The 17,419-nt window shown below is 66.4% G+C and carries 14 protein-coding genes; 9 read left to right on the forward strand and 5 right to left on the reverse strand.

Features of this window, described 5'->3' with window-relative positions; all coding sequences use genetic code 11:
- Positions 1-47 precede the first annotated feature (47 nt).
- From ACXJJ8_RS05265 to ACXJJ8_RS05275, 3 genes are read left to right on the forward strand one after another with little or no spacing between them, the layout of a single operon-like run.
- The gene (locus tag ACXJJ8_RS05265) at positions 48-1,616 is read left to right on the forward strand and encodes an alpha/beta hydrolase (protein WP_499027382.1); all 1,569 of its coding nucleotides are present in this window, start codon (positions 48-50) and stop codon (positions 1,614-1,616) included.
- Entirely contained in the window at positions 1,616-2,371 is a 756-nt protein-coding gene (locus ACXJJ8_RS05270; protein ID WP_499027384.1) for an ABC transporter ATP-binding protein, read from the forward strand. The genes ACXJJ8_RS05265 and ACXJJ8_RS05270 overlap by 1 nt, the downstream gene beginning before the upstream one ends.
- Positions 2,368-3,546 (forward strand): ABC transporter permease, encoded by a 1,179-nt coding sequence (locus ACXJJ8_RS05275; RefSeq protein WP_499027386.1) that lies wholly within the window; start codon positions 2,368-2,370, stop codon positions 3,544-3,546. The genes ACXJJ8_RS05270 and ACXJJ8_RS05275 overlap by 4 nt, the downstream gene beginning before the upstream one ends.
- Positions 3,547-3,616: 70 nt before the next feature.
- On the opposite strand, the gene ACXJJ8_RS05280 is transcribed toward ACXJJ8_RS05275, so the two are convergent.
- The 5 genes from ACXJJ8_RS05280 to rpmH form a co-directional block, all read right to left on the reverse strand.
- Positions 3,617-4,633 carry an energy transducer TonB gene (locus ACXJJ8_RS05280; RefSeq protein ID WP_499027388.1) on the reverse strand — a complete coding sequence of 339 codons (1,017 nt, stop codon included), beginning with the start codon at positions 4,631-4,633 and terminating at the stop codon, positions 3,617-3,619.
- A 117-nt stretch (positions 4,634-4,750) separates the two neighbouring features.
- Positions 4,751-6,091 carry a tRNA uridine-5-carboxymethylaminomethyl(34) synthesis GTPase MnmE gene (gene mnmE, locus ACXJJ8_RS05285; RefSeq protein ID WP_499027390.1) on the reverse strand — a complete coding sequence of 447 codons (1,341 nt, stop codon included), beginning with the start codon at positions 6,089-6,091 and terminating at the stop codon, positions 4,751-4,753.
- Complete coding sequence (yidC, locus tag ACXJJ8_RS05290; protein WP_499027392.1) at positions 6,088-7,803, reverse strand: membrane protein insertase YidC; 1,716 nt, start codon at positions 7,801-7,803, stop codon at positions 6,088-6,090. Before yidC ends, mnmE begins: the two co-directional genes overlap by 4 nt.
- A 55-nt stretch (positions 7,804-7,858) precedes the next feature.
- Positions 7,859-8,266 carry a ribonuclease P protein component gene (gene rnpA, locus ACXJJ8_RS05295; protein ID WP_499027394.1) on the reverse strand — a complete coding sequence of 136 codons (408 nt, stop codon included), beginning with the start codon at positions 8,264-8,266 and terminating at the stop codon, positions 7,859-7,861.
- Positions 8,267-8,346: 80 nt separating this feature from the next.
- Complete coding sequence (gene rpmH / locus ACXJJ8_RS05300) at positions 8,347-8,487, reverse strand: 50S ribosomal protein L34 (protein ID WP_156640208.1); 141 nt, start codon at positions 8,485-8,487, stop codon at positions 8,347-8,349.
- A gap of 216 nt (positions 8,488-8,703) precedes the next feature.
- On the opposite strand from rpmH, the gene dnaA reads away from it, so the two are divergent.
- The 6 genes from dnaA (at position 8,704) to ACXJJ8_RS05330 (ending at position 17,316) form a co-directional block, all read left to right on the forward strand.
- Positions 8,704-10,026 (forward strand): chromosomal replication initiator protein DnaA, encoded by a 1,323-nt coding sequence (dnaA, locus tag ACXJJ8_RS05305; protein ID WP_499027396.1) that lies wholly within the window; start codon positions 8,704-8,706, stop codon positions 10,024-10,026.
- A gap of 226 nt (positions 10,027-10,252) precedes the next feature.
- Complete coding sequence (gene dnaN / locus ACXJJ8_RS05310) at positions 10,253-11,353, forward strand: DNA polymerase III subunit beta (RefSeq protein ID WP_499027398.1); 1,101 nt, start codon at positions 10,253-10,255, stop codon at positions 11,351-11,353.
- Between the two features lie 73 nt (positions 11,354-11,426).
- The gene (gene recF, locus ACXJJ8_RS05315; protein WP_499027400.1) at positions 11,427-12,521 is read left to right on the forward strand and encodes a DNA replication/repair protein RecF; all 1,095 of its coding nucleotides are present in this window, start codon (positions 11,427-11,429) and stop codon (positions 12,519-12,521) included.
- 99 nt (positions 12,522-12,620) lie between these two features.
- Complete coding sequence (gene gyrB / locus ACXJJ8_RS05320; protein ID WP_499027401.1) at positions 12,621-15,086, forward strand: DNA topoisomerase (ATP-hydrolyzing) subunit B; 2,466 nt, start codon at positions 12,621-12,623, stop codon at positions 15,084-15,086.
- Between the two features lie 162 nt (positions 15,087-15,248).
- Complete coding sequence (locus tag ACXJJ8_RS05325; protein ID WP_499027403.1) at positions 15,249-16,070, forward strand: M48 family metallopeptidase; 822 nt, start codon at positions 15,249-15,251, stop codon at positions 16,068-16,070.
- Positions 16,071-16,185: 115 nt separating this feature from the next.
- Entirely contained in the window at positions 16,186-17,316 is a 1,131-nt protein-coding gene (locus ACXJJ8_RS05330) for a tetratricopeptide repeat protein (protein WP_499027405.1), read from the forward strand.
- Positions 17,317-17,419 lie beyond the last annotated feature (103 nt).

Here is a 17,419-nt window from a genome sequence, read left to right on the forward strand (position 1 = left end):
GGCGTCCTGTCACCATGGATGCTCATCGAGGGGAGGGAATCGCACCGATGTCACGCAAGACCCGATTCATCATCGTCGCTGTCGCCGTCGCCGGTTTCTTCGGATACCGCGCATGGCAACAACACGCGCCGGACAAGTCCGCCGGTCCGCGAAAGCCGATCGCCGCCGAGCCCGCACCCGAGCGCAAGCTGGGCCGCGTCGCCTTCAAACCCTGCACGCTCTCTCCGCCGATGGGCGGGCAGAGCGTGGAGGCGCAGTGCGGCACGTTGTCGGTGGCGGAGAATCCCGCGTTGCCGAACGGCCGCCGCATCGCACTCAACATCGCGTGGATTCCCGCGGACGAATCGGGAAACCACGATCCCGATCCGGTGTTCCTCATCGCCGGTGGCCCTGGCCAATCGGCGACGGAGAGCTTCCCGGGGATGATCCCGGCGTTCCATGACGTGTCGAAGAATCGCGACCTGCTCATGGTCGACCAGCGCGGCACCGGCAAATCGAATCCATTGCAGTGCAAGTTGGACGACGAAGACAAGCCGGCGCCCGATGCGGTCGACACGCGCGCGGCCGATGCCGACGAATCGCCCGAAGCCTCGCGCGCGATGGCGGTGAAATGCCGCGACCAGCTCGCGCGCAAGGCCGACCTGCGCTTCTATACGACGACCGACGGCATTCGCGACCTGGATGCGGTGCGCGAAGCGATCGGCGCGCAAAAGATCAACCTGATGGGCGTGTCGTACGGGACGCGCGTCGCGCAGCAGTACGCGATGCGTTACCCGCAGCACACGCGCACGATCGTGCTCGATTCGGTCGCGCCCAATGCGATCTATCTCGGCAACGACTTCGCGCGCAATCTCGAATCGGCGCTCGACCTGCAATTCGGCCAATGCGCGAAGACACCCGGCTGCACGAAGGCGCTCGGCGATCCACGCGAGCGCCTCAATGCCCTGATCACGAAGCTGCGTGCCGAGTCGCCGCTGGTGAAGTACCGCGATGCGGCCACGGGCCAGATGAAGGAAGAGCGCCTGCGCCCCGGCGACGTGGCGGGTCTCGCACGCATGTATGCGTACGTGCCGATCGCTTCTTCGATCCTGCCGCTGTTGTTGCATGAAGCCGACCAGGGCCGGTACGAGAACCTGATGTCGCTTTCGAAAATGCTCGGCGGCTCGATGTCCGACGCGATGGCCTACGGCATGCAGGTGTCGGTCGTGTGTTCGGAAGACGCGGCCGGGTTGCGCGTGGATGCTGCGATGGCCTCCTCGCTGCTCGGCAATTCGCTGGTCGACCTGATGCAGGCGCAGTGTTCGGTCTGGCCGCGCGGCGCGGTGCCGAAGGATTTCCACGCACCGTTGGCCACCGACGTGCCCGCGCTGCTGTTGTCGGGCGAGCTGGATCCGGTCACGCCGCCGGCGTATGCGGCGCAGGTGGTGAAGACCTTGCCGAAGGGGCGCGCGCTCGTGTTGCGGGGCCAGGGGCACAACGTCATCGCGGTCGGTTGCATGCCGAAGTTGTGGGCGCAGTTCCTCGAAACGGCGGATGCGAAGAAGCTCGACGCCACGTGCCTGGACAGCCTCGCGTACACGCCGCCGTTCACTTCGTTCAATGGATGGGAGCCGTAATGATCGTCGCCGAACATCTCCGCAAGACCTTCCCCGGAAAGGGCAAGGACAAGGCGCCGGTCGTCGCCGTCGACGACGTGGGCTTCGAAGCGCGCGACGGCGAAATCACCGGCCTGCTCGGCCCCAATGGCGCCGGCAAGACCACGACGCTGCGCATGCTCTACACGTTGATGCGTCCGGAGAGCGGGCGCGTGCTGGTCGATGGCAAGGATGTCGCCGCCGATGCGGAAGCCGCGCGTCGCGCGCTCGGCGTGCTGCCCGATGCGCGCGGCGTCTACAAACGCCTGACCGCGCGGGAGAACATCCGTTACTTCGGCGAGTTGCACGGGCTGGATGCGGCGACGATCGAAGCGCGCACGCGCGCGTTGTCGGCCGCGTTGCAGATGGACGATTTCCTCGACCGGCAGACCGAAGGTTTCTCGCAAGGCCAGCGCACGAAGACCGCGATCGCGCGGGCGCTCGTGCACGACCCGCGCAACGTCATCCTGGATGAACCGACCAACGGGCTCGACGTCATGACCACGCGCGGTTTGCGCGAGTTCCTGCGGCAACTGCGCGGTGAAGGACGCTGCGTGATTTTTTCCAGCCACATCATGCAGGAGGTCGCCGCGCTGTGCGATCGCATCGTCGTGATCGCGCACGGTCGCGTCGTGGCGCAAGGCACGGCGGACGAATTGCGCGCGCAGACCAACGAATCCAACCTCGAGGATGCCTTCGTGCGACTGATCGGATCGGAAGAGGGCCTGCACGCATGAAATCGATGCATTCCATCCGCACCATCCTGGTGAAGGAACTGCGGGAATTCGTGCGCGACAAACGCACGCTGATGCTGGCCCTGGTGCTCGGCCCGCTGCTCACGCCGGCGATCATGCTCGGCATCCTGACACTCGCCGAAACGCGGGCGAAGAGCCAGGTCGAGAAGCCGCTCGACATCGCCATGGTCGGCGTCGAGCATGCGCCGAACATGGTGAAGTGGCTCGCGGGCCAGGGCATTCGTCGCAAGGCGTTCGAAGGCGACCTCGACACGGCGATCCGCACGCAGGCCGAAGACGTCTACCTGCGCATCGGCGACGACTTCGAAAAGGATTGGCACGAAGGGTCGCCGGCGCTGGTGGAGATCGTGCACGACAGCACGCGCCAGGATTCGGAAATCCCGGTCCGCCGCATCGAGGCTGCGCTCACGTTGTATGGACAGCAAGTCGGCGCGTTGCGTTTGCTGGCGCGCGGCATGAACCCGAGTGTCGCCGCCCCGCTGGCGGTCGCGCACAAGGATCTGTCGACACCCGAAGCGCGGCGCGGCATGGTCATGGCCTTCCTGCCTTACCTGCTGATCCTCAGTGCGTTCCTGGGCGGTGCGTACCTGATCATCGACACGACCGCGGGCGAGCGCGAACGGCAGTCGCTCGAACCGCTGCTCGCCACGCCCGCCCATCGTGGCGCGGTGGTGACGGGCAAGATCCTGGCCGCGTGCCTTGTCGGCGGGACGTCGTTGTTGCTCACGCTGATCGCGTTCAAGATCGGCGCGGCGTTTTCGCCCGGCATCGGACGCAACATGGACGTCAGCGGGCCGGCGATCGCGAAGATGCTGTTGCTCCTGGTGCCGATGTTGTTCGTCGGGACGTCGCTGCTGACCTTCATCGCGGCGGGTGCGAAGTCGGTGAAGGAAGCGCAGAGCTACATGAGCATGCTGATGCTGCTGCCGATGATCCCAACGATCGCGTTGATGGTGAGCCCGGTGAAGAACCAGTTGTGGATGTTCGCCGTGCCCTTCCTGGCGCAGAACCAGGCGCTGATGAAAGTGGTGCGCGGGGAGACGATGGAGCCGATGCAGTGGATGGTGTACCTGGTCGCCGGGTTCGGGCTTGCGCTGGTGTTGTGGTTCGCTGCGACGCAACGCTACAAGCAGGAGCGCCTGGCGATCTCGGCCTGATGGGATCGCGGCGGCACGCAACAAAAAAGCCCGGCGATTGCCGGGCTTTTTCCTTGCCGCACGGTTGCGATCAGCCGCCGGGGCGGAAGTTGATCGTGCGCGTCGTGGTGACCGGCGCATCGATCGGCGCGAACTTCCAGCGCTTCACCGCGGCCAGCGCTTCGCGATCGAAGACGCGCGGCGGGTTGGCGTCGACGACGCGCGCAGCGGTGACCGTGCCGTCGGTGCCGACGGTGATCTCCAGGCGCACTTCGCCGCTCTGGTTGCGGCGCGCGGCTTCGACGGGATAACGCGGGGCCGGCGTCGACACCGCACGCAAACCACCACCGCCAGCCGGCGCGGACGCCGTCTGTGCGGGGGCCTGGGCCGGCGCGCTGGCTGCAGCGGCCTTCTGCTGCGCTTCGCGCGCGGCGGCGGCTTCGCGATCGGCGGCGGCCTTCTTGTCGGCTTCCGCCTGCGCGGCCTGCTGGGCGGCGAGCTGCGTGGCCGCCTGCTGCTGCGCGGCCTGCTGCTGCGCGACGCGGGTCTTCTCGAGTTCGGCCTGCTTCTTGGCGTCTTCCTCGGTCTTGACCTTGTCCTGCTCGGCGCGCGCGGCCACGGCCTGCTGCTGCTGCGCGATCGTCTGCTTGAGGCGCGGCAGGGCCGGCGCGGTGGCGTCGGTCTTTTCCATCAGCGCGTAAAGGCGCTGGGATTCGACGAAGTCTTCCCGCTGGATGCTCTGCTCGGTCGCGATGAGCGCGTAGGGCATCAGGTCGGTCAGCGCGCTGGCCACCGCCGGATCGCTCGGGGCCTTGTCGCGCAGCGCGAGGTAGTACTCCATCGCGTTGTTGCCGGCCGGCGCATAGAGACGCTGTTCGCGGAGCGCGGCGCTGGCCGATTCACGCAGCTGGTCGGCGCTCATCGCGGCGACGGCTTCGGAAACGGCGACGACCGGCTTCGCGGCGGCAGCCGCGGTGGCAGTGGTGGCGGTGCCCGCGGTCGTGGGACCTTCGGACTTGTTGCAGGCGGCGAGGGCGACGCCCATCGCGACCAGCACGAAAAGATGCATCCGCGTCACGCGCGGCTGCGGCTTGGAACTTGCGTACATAACGGAACCACTCCCCTGGTTGTGCCCCCTGGCGGGCACGTGTGCTAAGGACGCGACAGAGGCGGGCTTTTGTCAAGGTCCCGTGACGGAAATCGCACGCTTAACAGGCCAAGCCGGCTATTTGCCGATGCAGAAGCTGCTGAAGATGTGCCCGAGCAAGGCGTCGGGCGCCACCCGCCCCGTGATTTCGCCCAGGGCGTCATGGGCGGCGCGCAGGGATTCGGCGGCCAGGTCGAGGGCTTCCTGGCCGAGCCGGGCGCGGGCGTCTTCCACGTGGAGCGCCGCGCGGCCGAGGGCATCGACGTGGCGGGCGCGCGCGGTGAACGTGCCTTCGGTGGCATCGGCGGCGTCGGCGCCCGAAAGCTGGCGCAGGCGCGCGTGGAGGGCGTCGAGGCCGTGGCCGGTGCGCGCGGAGACGAAGACCGTGTCGCCGCCGCTTTCGAACGGGGTGTGCAGCAGGTCGGCCTTGTTGTGGATCCACAGGCGCCGCGGGACCTGCGCGATGGCATCTGCGACGGCGGCATGGCCCGTGCCCGGCTCGCGTGCATCGAGGACGACGATGGCCAGGTCCGCGCGCCGCAACTCCTCGCGTGCGCGGCGCATGCCTTCGCGTTCGATCGCATCGCCGCCTTCGCGAAGGCCTGCGGTGTCGACGAGCGTGAGTTCGGCGCCATCCAGGCGCACGGTTTCGTGCAACAGGTCGCGCGTGGTGCCGGCGATGTCGGTGACGATCGCGCGGTCGCTGCCGGCGAGCGCATTGAGCAGCGAACTCTTGCCGGCATTCGGCGGCCCGACGATCACCGCGTGCAGGCCATCGCGCAACTTGCGGCCGCGTTCGGCATCGGCCAGCAGTTGCGCGATCTGCGCGGCAGCGCGTTCGAGCCCTGCGCGCACTTGTTCGCCGCCCAACGTGTCGAGCGATTCGTCGGCGAAGTCGATCGCCGCTTCGACGTGCACGCGCAGGTGGAGCAGTTCGGTGGCGAGCGCGTCCACGCGTTCGGAGAACACGCCATCCAGTGCGCGGCGTGCGGCACGGGCCGCGCGGGTGTCGGCGGCGGCGATGAGGTCGGCGACGGCTTCGGCCTGCGCAAGGTCGAGCTTGCCGTTGAGGTACGCGCGTTCGGAGAATTCGCCGGGGCGTGCATCGCGGGCGCCGAGCGCGCGGCATGCAGCGACGATCCGCTGCAGCACGACCGGGCTGCCGTGCGTTTGCAGTTCGACCACGTGTTCGCCGGTAAAACTCGCCGGCGCCGCGAAGTACAGCGCGATGCCGTCGTCGAGCAGTTCGTCGTTGGCGCGGACGCGCACGTAATGCGCGTGGCGCGGCACGAGTGCGCACCCGCACAGGGCTTCGGCGATCGCGCGGCTTCGCGGGCCCGACAACCGCACCATCCCGACGCCACCGGCGCCGGGCGCGGTGGCGATGGCGACGATGGTGTCGGTGACGTGGTCGGTCACGCCTTCGCGGGACTCGTGGTTGCAGCGTGTCGCTTGAGCATCCACCACTGCTGCAGCAGGCCGAGCGTGCCGTTGGTGACCCAGTACAGCACGAGGCCTGCCGGGAAGAAGATCATCGTCACGCCGATCACCAGCGGCATCAACTGCATCATCTTCTGTTGCGTCGGATCCATGCCGGCCATCGGCGTCAGGCGTTGCGTGGCCCACATGACCGCGACGTTGATGATCGGCAGGATGAAGAACGGGTCACGCGCGGACAGGTTGTCGACCCACAGCGCCCACGGCGCATGGCGAAGTTCGACCGACTCCGAGAGCATCCAGTACAACGCGAGGAAGATCGGCATCTGGATCAACACGGGCAGACAGCCCGCGGCCGGATTCACCTTCTCCTTCTTGTACAACTCCATTGTCGCCATCTGCAGCTTCTGGCGGTCGTCGCCGTAGCGCTCCTTCAACTGCTGCATGCGCGGCTGGAGCTTGCGCATCTTCGCCATCGACGAGAACTGCTTGGCGGCGATCGGGAACAGGAACGCGCGGATCAGGATCACCAGGCCGATGATCGACCAGCCCCAATTGCCCACGACCGAGTGGATCGCGGAAAGCACGACGAACAGCCAGCCTGCGAGGGTGGCCATGATCGAGAAGCGCGAGAAGTCCACGGCGCGCGTGAGGCCCGGCACGTTCTGCGCTTCGATGGCGCTCACGAGCTTCGGGCCGACCCACAGGCGCGCATGCGTTTCCGCCTTCTGGCCGGGCGCGACGTTGACGCCGGGGCCGAGCGCGCGCACGACGTAATGCGTGACGCCGCCTTCCTGCGTCGTGGTCAGCGTGAACTTCGACTTGTCCTGGTCGCCCGGGATCCACGCAGTGAAGAAGTAATGCTGCAGCAGCGCGATCCAGCCGCCGGTGGCGTCCTTGTCGAGCGTGCCGTCGTCGACGAAGTCCGCGTACTTGCGGCGCTCGTACTTGTCGCCCGGGGTGTACCAGGTGGCACCGTGGAATGCGAACGCTTCGGGATTGGTGTAGCCGGTCTTTTGCGGCGGCGGGTTGCGCACGAGTTGGCGGTAGACGTAACCCTGCCAGTTCGCCGCGCCTTGGTTGAGCACTTCATCGCGCACTTCGATGGCGTAGCCGTCGCGCGGGAAGGTGTACGTGCGGCGGATGGTCACGCCGTTCGCGCCCGTCCACGTGAAAGGAACGGAGACTGCATTCTGTCCGGCGGCGAGCGTCACGTTGCGCGCGTTGCCTTCGGGCACGAACGCGGCGAGATGGTCGGGCGCGGCGCCCGAGTTGCTGACCCAACCGCTTTGCGCTTCGTAGAAACGGGCCGGATCGGCGTCGAAGAGCGTGACGTTGCCGGTGTCGGTGGCCTGCGCTTCGCTCGGGAACTTCAACAACTCGGCGTTGCGCACGTTGCCGCCGTCGAGCGTGACGCGCAGCGTGTCGGTGGTGACGGTGACCGTCTCGTTCGACTGCGCGCGCGCGGTGGCCGTCGTCGGCACGCCGGCTTGTGCGGGTGCGCTGGGCACGCCTGCTGCGGCGCCGGTGGGCGCGCTCGGCACGGCGCCGGGAACCGAACCGTTCGTCGACGTGGTTTGGGTCGTCGCTTGCGGCGCTTGCAGCGCGGCGGTCTGTTCCTTGTTCCATTCCATCCAGAGCAGCGTCGCCACCAACAGCCAGGCGATGAGGAGGAAGACGCGGGTCTGGTTCATTCGAAAGGGCTCGGGCGGCAGGACGCGCGCGGCAACAAATGCAGCGCGCGAAAGATCAAGGGGATGGGGGCGGATCGCCCGGCAGGCAAGCGGCGGGCATTGTGCCGCCGGGCGCCGCAGGGGGCAACGCGCCGGCGCGGCGGAAGAGCGAGGTCATGGCGGCGCGCAGCGCTTTCCCGTCGCTTGTGCGGGCAGCGGCGCGCAGGACAAGGACGTAGTCGCCGTCGACGAGCTGGAGGCGGAGCGTGCGAAATTCAGCCCGGATCACGCGCTTGATGCGGTTGCGGCCCACGGCACGTGGGTCGACCTTGCGCGACACGGCGAGCCCAAGGCGTGCGGGCGCGGTGCCGCGCAGCCAGTGCAGGCTCATGAGGGGATCTGCGTTGCGTCGACCATCGGCGAACACGCGCTCGAACTCGGCCCCGAGACGGACGCGGGCACTGCGGGGCAGGCCGGCGTCCATGGGGTCGGTTTGCGTGTGTTCGGTTGTCGTCAGGTCTGGCGTTGCCGCCAAGTCCGGCACGGCCGCGAAGGCCGGGCGGGTCAGACCGTGAGGCGACGACGGCCCTTGGCGCGACGACGCGCGAGGACCTTGCGGCCGTCGGCGGTCTTCATGCGGGCACGGAAGCCGTGGTCGCGCTTGCGCTTCAAATTGCTGGGCTGGTAGGTGCGCTTGGTGGCCATGATGCGGCTCGCGTGCGGTTTTTGCGGACAAGACCCGAAAGTCTAGCGGGCGAACGCGGTGATGGTCAACTTGAATCACGATTGCGGATACGGGGCGCAGTTTCCGTTGGCGCTTCCCGGTGCCGGTGGTAGTCTGCCTTTCTCCCACTTATCCACAGCATCGTGCGGGTTGCCCCCGCTCGCGTGCTGGCTTGTCGACGGACACCGTAACGCGCGATGGAAGCCTGGCCCCGCTGTCTCGAACGCCTCGAAGCCGAGTATCCGGCTGAAGACGTCCATACCTGGCTCAAGCCCTTGCAGGCCCGCCTCCGCGACGACGGCCTGGTGCTCTATGCGCCCAACGCCTTCGTGATGGAAGAGGTGCGCGCGCGCTACCTCGACCGCATCCGCGAGCTGGTCGCGCATTACGCCGGCAGCGCGGACGTCAGCCTGGAAATCGGCGCTCTGCGTCGGGATCCGCCGCCGACGTCGGCATCTGCGGCGCCTGCGCGCGCGGCAGCGCCCATCGAACCCTTCCAGGGCAATCTCGACACGCACTACACCTTCGACAACTTCGTCGAAGGCCGCAGCAACCAACTGGGTCGCGCCGCCGCGTGGCAGGCCGCACTGAAGCCCGGCGATCGGTCGCACAACCCGTTGCTGTTGTACGGCGGCACGGGGTTGGGCAAGACCCACCTGATGTTCGCGGCCGGCAACGCGATGCGCGAAAGCAATCCGCGGATGCGCGTGATGTACCTGCGTAGCGAACAGTTCTTCAGCGCGATGATGAAGGCGCTGCAGGACAAGACGATGGACGCGTTCAAGCGGCAGTTCCAGCAGGTCGACGCGCTGCTGATCGACGACATCCAGTTCTTCGCCGGCAAGGACCGCACGCAGGAGGAGTTCTTCCACACCTTCAATGCGCTGTTCGACGGCAAGCAGCAGATCATCCTCACGTGCGATCGCTATCCGCGGGAAGTCGAAGGTCTCGAGCCGCGGTTGAAATCGCGCCTGGCATGGGGGCTGTCGGTCGCGATCGAGCCGCCGGATTTCGAAACGCGCGCGCAGATCGTGCTGTCGAAGGCGCGCGAGCGCGGCGCGAACCTGCCCGAAGACGTGGCCTTCCTGATCGCGAAGAAGATGCGCTCCAACGTGCGCGACCTCGAAGGCGCGCTCAACACGCTGTCGGCGCGCGCCAACTTCACGGGCCGCGCGATCACGCCGGAGTTCGCACAGGAGACGCTGCGCGACCTGTTGCGTGCGCAGCAACAGGCGATCGGCATCCCCAACATCCAGAAGACCGTGGCAGACTACTACGGCCTGCAGGTCAAGGATTTGTTGTCGAAACGGCGGACGCGTTCGTTGGCTCGCCCGCGCCAGGTGGCAATGGCGCTGGCCAAGGAGCTGACCGAACACAGCCTGCCCGAGATCGGCGACGCGTTCGCCGGTCGCGACCACACGACTGTCCTGCATGGCTGCCGCCAGGTCAGGACGTTGATGGAGACCGACGGCAAGTTGCGGGAAGACTGGGACAAGCTCATCCGCAAACTCAGTGAATGAGTCGGGGGCAAGTTGTGGATAAGAGGTCACCCATCCAGGGGGCAGCTGTTTTATCCACAACTTTTCCCGGAGCCGCGGCCCGGTTTGTACACGCTTTGCTCACGTCAATAAATGCTTCCTGATCAACAAGTTAGGCCCGCAATACCCAGATTTCCGCTACACCAAGCACCACCACTCTTTTGATTTATCCATCCTTTCAGAGCTTGGACCCGGGGAACCAGACCGCATGCGTTTCAGCCTGCAACGCGAAGTCTTCCTGAAGCCGTTGGCGCAAGTCGTCAATGTCGTCGAACGCCGACAGACCCTCCCGGTCCTGGCCAACCTGTTGGTGCAGGTGCGCGCAGGGCAGCTGTCGCTGACCGGCACGGACCTGGAAGTGGAGATGGTCGCGCGCCATGCCGTCGACGACGCGCAGGACGGCGAGACGACGATCCCGGCCCGCAAGCTGTTCGAGATCGTCCGTGCCCTGCCCGACGGCAGCAAGGTCACCGTCTCGCAGTCGGGCGACAAGGTCACCGTCTCGGCCGGCCGTAGTCGGTTCACGCTGGCGAGCCTGCCTGCCAACGATTTCCCGTCGGTCGACGAAGTCGAGGCGACCGAGCGCGTCCGCGTGCCGGAGGCCGGCCTCAAGGAATTGATCGAACGCACCGCCTTCGCGATGGCGCAGCAGGACGTGCGGTACTACCTCAACGGGTTGCTGTTCGACCTGCGCGACAAGACGCTGCGCTGCGTGGCTACGGACGGCCATCGCCTGGCGCTGTGCGAATCCCCGCTCGATGGCAGTGCGCAGGCAAAGCGCCAGATCATCGTGCCGCGCAAGGGCGTGCAGGAGTTGCAGCGCCTGCTCGAAGGCGGCGATCGCGAACTCGAGCTCGAAGTCGGCCGCAACCATATCCGCGTGAAGCGCGACGATGTCACCTTCACCAGCAAGCTCATCGACGGGCGTTTCCCGGATTACGAAGCCGTGATCCCGATCGGCGCCGACCGCGAGGTCAAGGTGGATCGTGAGGTCCTGCGCGCCGCCCTGCAGCGTGCGGCGATCCTGTCGAACGAGAAGTACCGCGGCGTCCGTGTCGAAGTCTCTCCGGGCCAGTTGAAGATCAACGCGCACAATCCGGAACAGGAAGAGGCGCAGGAAGAGATCGAAGCCGACACGCGCGTGGATGGTCTCGCGATCGGCTTCAACGTGAACTACCTGCTGGATGCCCTCTCCGCGTTGCGCGACGAGCATGTGATCCTCCAGTTGCGCGACGCCAATTCCTCGGCGCTGGTGCGCGAGGCTGGCAGCGAGAAGTGCCGCCACGTGGTGATGCCGCTTCGCCTGTGATCGAAACTCGGTTCCACGTGGAACGCATGAGAACGCCCGGCCTGGTCCGGGCGTTCTGCTTTGGGGCGGGTTGATGCGGATCACCCGACTCGACATCACCGGCCTGCGGCGCTTCGACGCCGTCTCGTTGACCCCCGGCCCGGCGCTGAACCTTTTGACCGGCGCAAATGGCGCCGGCAAGACCTCGGTGCTCGAAGCAATGCACCTCATGGCCTACGGCCGCAGTTTTCGCGGCCGCGTGCGCGACGGGCTCATCCGGCAAGGCGCCCCTGCCCTTGAAGTCTTCGTTGAGTGGGAAGAACCCGGGGGGCGCATTCGCAAAGGGGGTCTCCGGCACACCGGCGCCGCGTGGCAAGGTCGCCTGGACGGCGCTGACGTGGCGCATCTCGGCGAACTCTGTGCTGCATTGGCTGTGGTCACCTTCGAACCCGGCAGCCACAGTTTGGTCACCGGCGGGTCCGAGAACCGCCGCCGCTTGCTCGATTGGGGTCTGTTCCACGTGGAACCGGACTTCCTTCGCGTGTGGCGACGTTACGCACGGGCCTTGAAGCAGCGAAACGCATTGCTGAAAGCGGGCGCCCGTACAGCAGAGCTCGATGGCTGGGAGCATGAGTTGGCCGAGAGCGGCGAAGCCATTACCCGTAGCCGCGAAACCTATCTGGCCCAGTGGCAGCCCCGCCTGGCAGGAGAAGCGGCCACGCTGGCGCCAGCCCTTGGCATCGAACAACTCACGCTGCAGCCTGGCTGGCGACGGGACGAACTCAGCCTGTCCGACGCCCTGTTGCTGGCTCGCCAGCGCGATCTCGCGACGGGATTTACCAGTGTCGGCCCGCACCGGGCCGACTGGCGGATCGGATTTACCGGAATTCCGGGTCGCGACGCGCTGTCGCGTGGCCAGGCGAAGCTCACCGCCCTTTCGCTCCTCTTGTCCCAGGCGCGGCTCCACGCGGGCCTGGCGGGCGACTGGCCCATCATCGCCCTCGACGATCTGGCGTCCGAACTCGATCGCGCGCACCAGGCGCGCGTCGTTGACGATCTGGTCGCCACCGGGGCGCAGATCTTTGTCACCGGCACCGATGCCCCGGAGGCGCTGCTGGCGCACGCAGGACGCCTCTCGCACATCCATGTCGAAGAAGGCCGGCTCCGCCCTGAAGGCCAGGCGCACTGAGGCGCGTGCAGCGGCCGGCCGCTACGCGCGTTTGATACACTGTGCATCCATAGCTAATGTGTCTCGACGCGCATGCGCGTCGCGGGAGCCCCGAGCCGAATGTCGCAGCAAGAACACGCCGAGGGCGCGCAGCCCAACGTCCAGAACAGCACCTACGATTCCAGCAAGATCACCGTCCTGCGCGGCCTGGAGGCCGTCCGCAAGCGTCCCGGCATGTACATCGGCGACGTGCACGACGGTACCGGCCTGCATCACATGGTGTTCGAGGTCGTCGACAACTCGATCGACGAAGCCCTCGCGGGCCATGCAACGGAAGTCAACGTCACGCTGCACGAGGACAACTCGGTGTCGGTGTCGGACAACGGCCGCGGCATCCCGGTCGACATCCACAAGGAAGAGGGCATTTCCGCCGCGGAAGTGATCCTCACCGTGCTCCATGCGGGCGGCAAGTTCGACGACAACAGCTACAAGGTTTCCGGCGGCCTGCACGGCGTGGGCGTCTCGGTCGTCAACGCGTTGTCCGAGCATCTGTGGCTCGATATCTGGCGCGATGGGCACCATTACCAGCAGGAATACGCGCTCGGCGAATCGCTGTATCCGTTGAAGCAAGTCGAGGCGTCGCAAAAGCGCGGCACGCTGCTGCGCTTCAAGCCGGCACAGGCGATCTTCACCGACGTCGAATTCCATTACGACATCCTGGCCAAGCGCCTGCGCGAGCTGTCGTTCCTCAACTCCGGCGTGCGCATCACGCTGACCGACCTGCGCGTGCGCGAGGACGGCACGGAAGGCAAGCGCGACGTGTTCGAGTACGAGGGCGGCATCCGCTCCTTCGTCGAACACCTGGCGCAACTCAAGACGCCGCTGCACCCGAACGTCATCTCCGTGTCGGGCGAAATGAACGGCATCACGGTGGACGTCGCCCTGCAATGGACGGACTCCTACCAGGAAACGATGTTCTGCTTCACCAACAACATCCCGCAGAAGGACGGCGGTACGCACCTCATCGGCTTCCGCGCCGCGCTCACGCGCACGCTGACCAACTACATCGACCAGAACGGCATCGCCAAGCAGGCGAAGATCACGTTGTCTGGCGACGACATGCGCGAAGGCATGATCGCGGTGCTGTCGGTCAAGGTGCCCGACCCGAGCTTCTCGTCGCAGACGAAGGAGAAGTTGGTCTCGTCCGAGGTGCGCCCGGTCGTTGAGAACACGTTCGGTACACGTTTGGAGGAGTTCCTGCAGGAACACCCCCATGAAGCCCGTGCCATCGCTTCCAAGATCGTCGACGCCGCCCGCGCCCGCGAAGCCGCGCGCAAGGCCCGCGACCTCACCCGTCGCAAGGGCGCGCTCGATATCGCCGGCTTGCCGGGCAAGCTGGCCGACTGCCAGGAAAAGGATCCGGCGAAGTCCGAGTTGTTCATCGTCGAGGGCGACTCGGCGGGCGGCTCGGCGAAGCAGGGCCGCAACCGCAAGACGCAGGCGATCCTCCCGCTCAAGGGCAAGATCCTCAACGTGGAACGCGCGCGCTTCGACCGCATGCTCGGCAGCGCGGAAGTCGGCACGCTCATCACCGCGCTCGGCACCGGCATCGGCAAGGACGAATACAACCCGGACAAGTTGCGCTATCACCGCATCATCCTGATGACCGACGCCGACGTCGACGGCTCGCACATCCGCACGCTGCTGCTGACGTTCTTCTATCGGCAGATGCCGGAGTTGATCGAACGCGGCCACGTCTACATCGGCTTGCCGCCGCTGTACAAGATCAAACAGGGCAAGAACGAGTTGTACCTGAAGGACGATGCCGCGCTCGATGTCTACCTGGCGAGCAACGCCGTCGAAGGCGCCTCGCTGATCCCGGCCAACGGCGAACCGGCGATCGAAAGCGTCAATCTCGAAAAGCTCCTGCTCGCTTACGCCTCCGCGCGCGATGCGATCGCACGCAATGCGCACCGCTACGATCCGGCGTTGCTCGAAGCGCTGGTCGACTTCATCCCGCTCGACGCCGCGCACGCCAACGAAGCGACTGCGCAGCAGTTCGGCGCACTCGAACAACGCCTCAACCAGGGTGGCCTCGGCCGTCCCCGCTATCGCCTGGAGTTGCATACGGCCACCGAATCGCGCCCTGCCGCGATCGCGGTGCATCGCACGCACATGGGCGAGGAAATCGTGCAGATCCTGCCGATCGCCGCGTTCGAAACCGGCGAGCTGCGCGCGGTGCGCGAAGTTGCGCAACTGCTGCATGGACTGGTGCGCGAAGGCGCACAGATCGTGCGCGGCAATCGTGCGCAGGCGATCGAGCGTTTCGCCCACGCGCACGCCTGGCTGATGGAAGAAGCGAAGAAGGGTCGCCAGATCCAGCGCTTCAAGGGCCTGGGCGAAATGAACCCGGAGCAGCTGTGGGAAACCACGGTCAATCCCGAAACGCGTCGCCTGCTGCAGGTGCGCATCGAGGACGCGGTCGCCGCCGACCAGATCTTCGCCACGCTCATGGGCGACGTCGTCGAACCACGCCGCGAGTTCATCGAAGAGAACGCGCTCAAGGTCGCCAACCTCGACGTGTAAGGCGGCGATTCGCCGGCAGACCACCCTTCGGCGGGCCAGGCGCAGCCCGCCGAAGATGACCGCCCGGTCAACGCCGGATGTGACGCAGTCGACGGTTTGACACCGAATTCAGGACCCCTGTCCTATACGGGTTGGAAACCTGAATTCGGGAAATCCCAACCCATGCTTCGACACCTGCGTCCCGCCGCCCTGGCCCTCGCCATCGCGGCCACCGTTGCCAGCTGCGCCACGACGACCTCGCCGACCGGCCGCACGCAGGTCGTCGGGGGCGTCTCGCAACAGGAACTCAACCAACTCGGCGCGCAAGCCTTCGCCGAAGTGAAGCAGCAGAAACGGCTGAGTACCGACGGGCACCAGACGCGCGAAGTGCAATGCATCGTCGGCGCGATCACGCGCCAGTTGCCGCCGGATTGGCAGGGCGGTTGGGAAACCGCGGTGTTCGTCGATCCCGAACCCAACGCCTTCGCGCTGCCCGGCGGCAAGGTCGGTGTGTACAGCGGCATTTTCAAAGTCGCCAGCACGCAGGACGAACTCGCGGGCGTCATCGCGCATGAAATCGGCCACGTGATTTCGCGCCACCACGAAGAACGCATCACGCGGCAGATGGGGGCGCAAGGCGCGGTGGAATTGCTCGGCGCGTTGCTCGGTTCGCGCTACGGCGCAGGCGCACAGAGCGCGGCGGTGCAGGGCGGCAGCGTGCTCGCGCAGACCGGCTTCCTCCTGCCGGGTTCGCGGGAACAGGAATCCGAAGCCGACGTCGTCGGCCAACAACTGATGGCGCAGGCGGGCTTCGATCCGCGCGGCGCCGTGCAGTTGTGGGTGAACATGATCCAGGCCACCCAGAACAGCGGCCGCCCGCCGCAGTGGCTTTCCACGCACCCCAATCCAGAAAGCCGCATCCGCGAACTCCAGCAGCGCGCGGCCTCGCTCGTGCCGGTTTACGACCAGGCGCGCGCCGCCGGGCGGCGACCGGCGTGCGGGTGAACCCACCGACAATCCGACATTGGCCCCTTGCTTCGCGTAACGGCCTTTCTGCTAGCGTGAGCGCCCCCCGGGCCTCCTGCCCAACGCCCTCCCGATCCCATTCGAGGCTCCCCCGATGAACGCGTCCCCCAAGCTCCGCCCACTCGCTCTCGCGCTATGCACGATCGTCGCCGTTGCCGCCGTCGCACCGGCGTTCGCGCAGCAGGAAGCCGGTTCCACGTCGATGCAGGAACAGCGCGCCAAGCGCCAGAAGGAACTCGGCAAGAAGGACGCGAAGGAACAGGACAAGGCGGCCGAAGCCGACATGTGGCCGAACGCCACGCGCAAGGCGCCGGAGGAAGAGGCCAAGGGCAAGAACCTGAAGGCGCTGCAGGAAATCCAGGCGCTCTACCAAAAGCAGGACTACGCCGGCGCCATGGCCAAGGCCGACGCCTTCGCCGCAACGAGCGGGCTGAATGCGTACGAGAAGTCGTTCGCCTACCAGCTGGCCGGCGCGTCGGCCTCCGAGCTGAAGGACGACGCGAAGTCCGCCGACTATTTCAAGAAGGCCGTCGACGCCAACGGCCTGGACAACAACAACCACTACACCGCGATGTACAACCTCATCGCGACCTACTACACCACGGGCAAGAACGCCGAAGCGTTGGCGCTGCTCGACAAGTTCCTCGCCGAAACCAAATCCGACAAGCCCGAGTACCAGCAGTTGCGCGCGCAGTTGCTCGCCAACAGCGGCCGTGGCGGCGAAGCGGCGAAGACCTTCGAGGACCAGCTGGCGAAGAACCCGAACGACAAGCGCGCGTTGCTGAACGCGGTGTCGGCCTACCAGGCCGCGGGCGACGACGCGAAGGCGACCAAGCTGCTGGAAGAGGGCTACAACAAGGGCATGCTCACCGAACCGAAGGAATTGCAGGTGCTGTACGCCAACTACCTCAACGCCGAGCGCTTCAAGGATGCGCAAAAAGTGATCGAGGAAGGCGCGKCGAAGGGCATCCTCAAGGAAGGCCCGGACCTCGCGACCGCGTACTCGCTGCTGGGCCAGAATGCGTATTACAACGGCAGCGATGCCGACGCGCTGAAGTTCTATTCCAAGGCTGCCCCGATGGCGAAGGACGGAGAGGCCTACCTCAACCAGGCCAAGATCCTGCGTGCGCAGGGCAAGACGGCCGATGCCAAGGCCGCTGCCCAGAAGGCGTTGGACAAGGGCCTGAAAAAGCCGCAGGAAGCGAAGGAAATCCTCGGCGACTGACGGCATCACATACCGAGCCCGCGGCATTGGTGTACCGCTGCGGAATTGATATATGCTTGGAAATTCCCGCGGCCGCTTCAGCTTCATTAGTGGCCAGCATTGC

It is taken from the genome of Lysobacter sp. P5_C4, from assembly GCF_054049695.1.

Coding starts and splice junctions, on each gene's coding strand:
- ACXJJ8_RS05280 (WP_499027388.1), bottom strand. CDS start 4,633: ATGTACGCAAGTTCCAAGCCGCAGCCGCGCGTGACGCGGATGCATCTT.
- ACXJJ8_RS05265 (WP_499027382.1), top strand. CDS start 48: ATGTCACGCAAGACCCGATTCATCATCGTCGCTGTCGCCGTCGCCGGT.
- dnaN (WP_499027398.1), top strand. CDS start 10,253: ATGCGTTTCAGCCTGCAACGCGAAGTCTTCCTGAAGCCGTTGGCGCAA.
- ACXJJ8_RS05270 (WP_499027384.1), top strand. CDS start 1,616: ATGATCGTCGCCGAACATCTCCGCAAGACCTTCCCCGGAAAGGGCAAG.
- ACXJJ8_RS05275 (WP_499027386.1), top strand. CDS start 2,368: ATGAAATCGATGCATTCCATCCGCACCATCCTGGTGAAGGAACTGCGG.
- ACXJJ8_RS05325 (WP_499027403.1), top strand. CDS start 15,249: ATGCTTCGACACCTGCGTCCCGCCGCCCTGGCCCTCGCCATCGCGGCC.
- dnaA (WP_499027396.1), top strand. CDS start 8,704: ATGGAAGCCTGGCCCCGCTGTCTCGAACGCCTCGAAGCCGAGTATCCG.
- rnpA (WP_499027394.1), bottom strand. CDS start 8,266: ATGGACGCCGGCCTGCCCCGCAGTGCCCGCGTCCGTCTCGGGGCCGAG.
- rpmH (WP_156640208.1), bottom strand. CDS start 8,487: ATGGCCACCAAGCGCACCTACCAGCCCAGCAATTTGAAGCGCAAGCGC.
- yidC (WP_499027392.1), bottom strand. CDS start 7,803: ATGAACCAGACCCGCGTCTTCCTCCTCATCGCCTGGCTGTTGGTGGCG.
- recF (WP_499027400.1), top strand. CDS start 11,427: ATGCGGATCACCCGACTCGACATCACCGGCCTGCGGCGCTTCGACGCC.
- gyrB (WP_499027401.1), top strand. CDS start 12,621: ATGTCGCAGCAAGAACACGCCGAGGGCGCGCAGCCCAACGTCCAGAAC.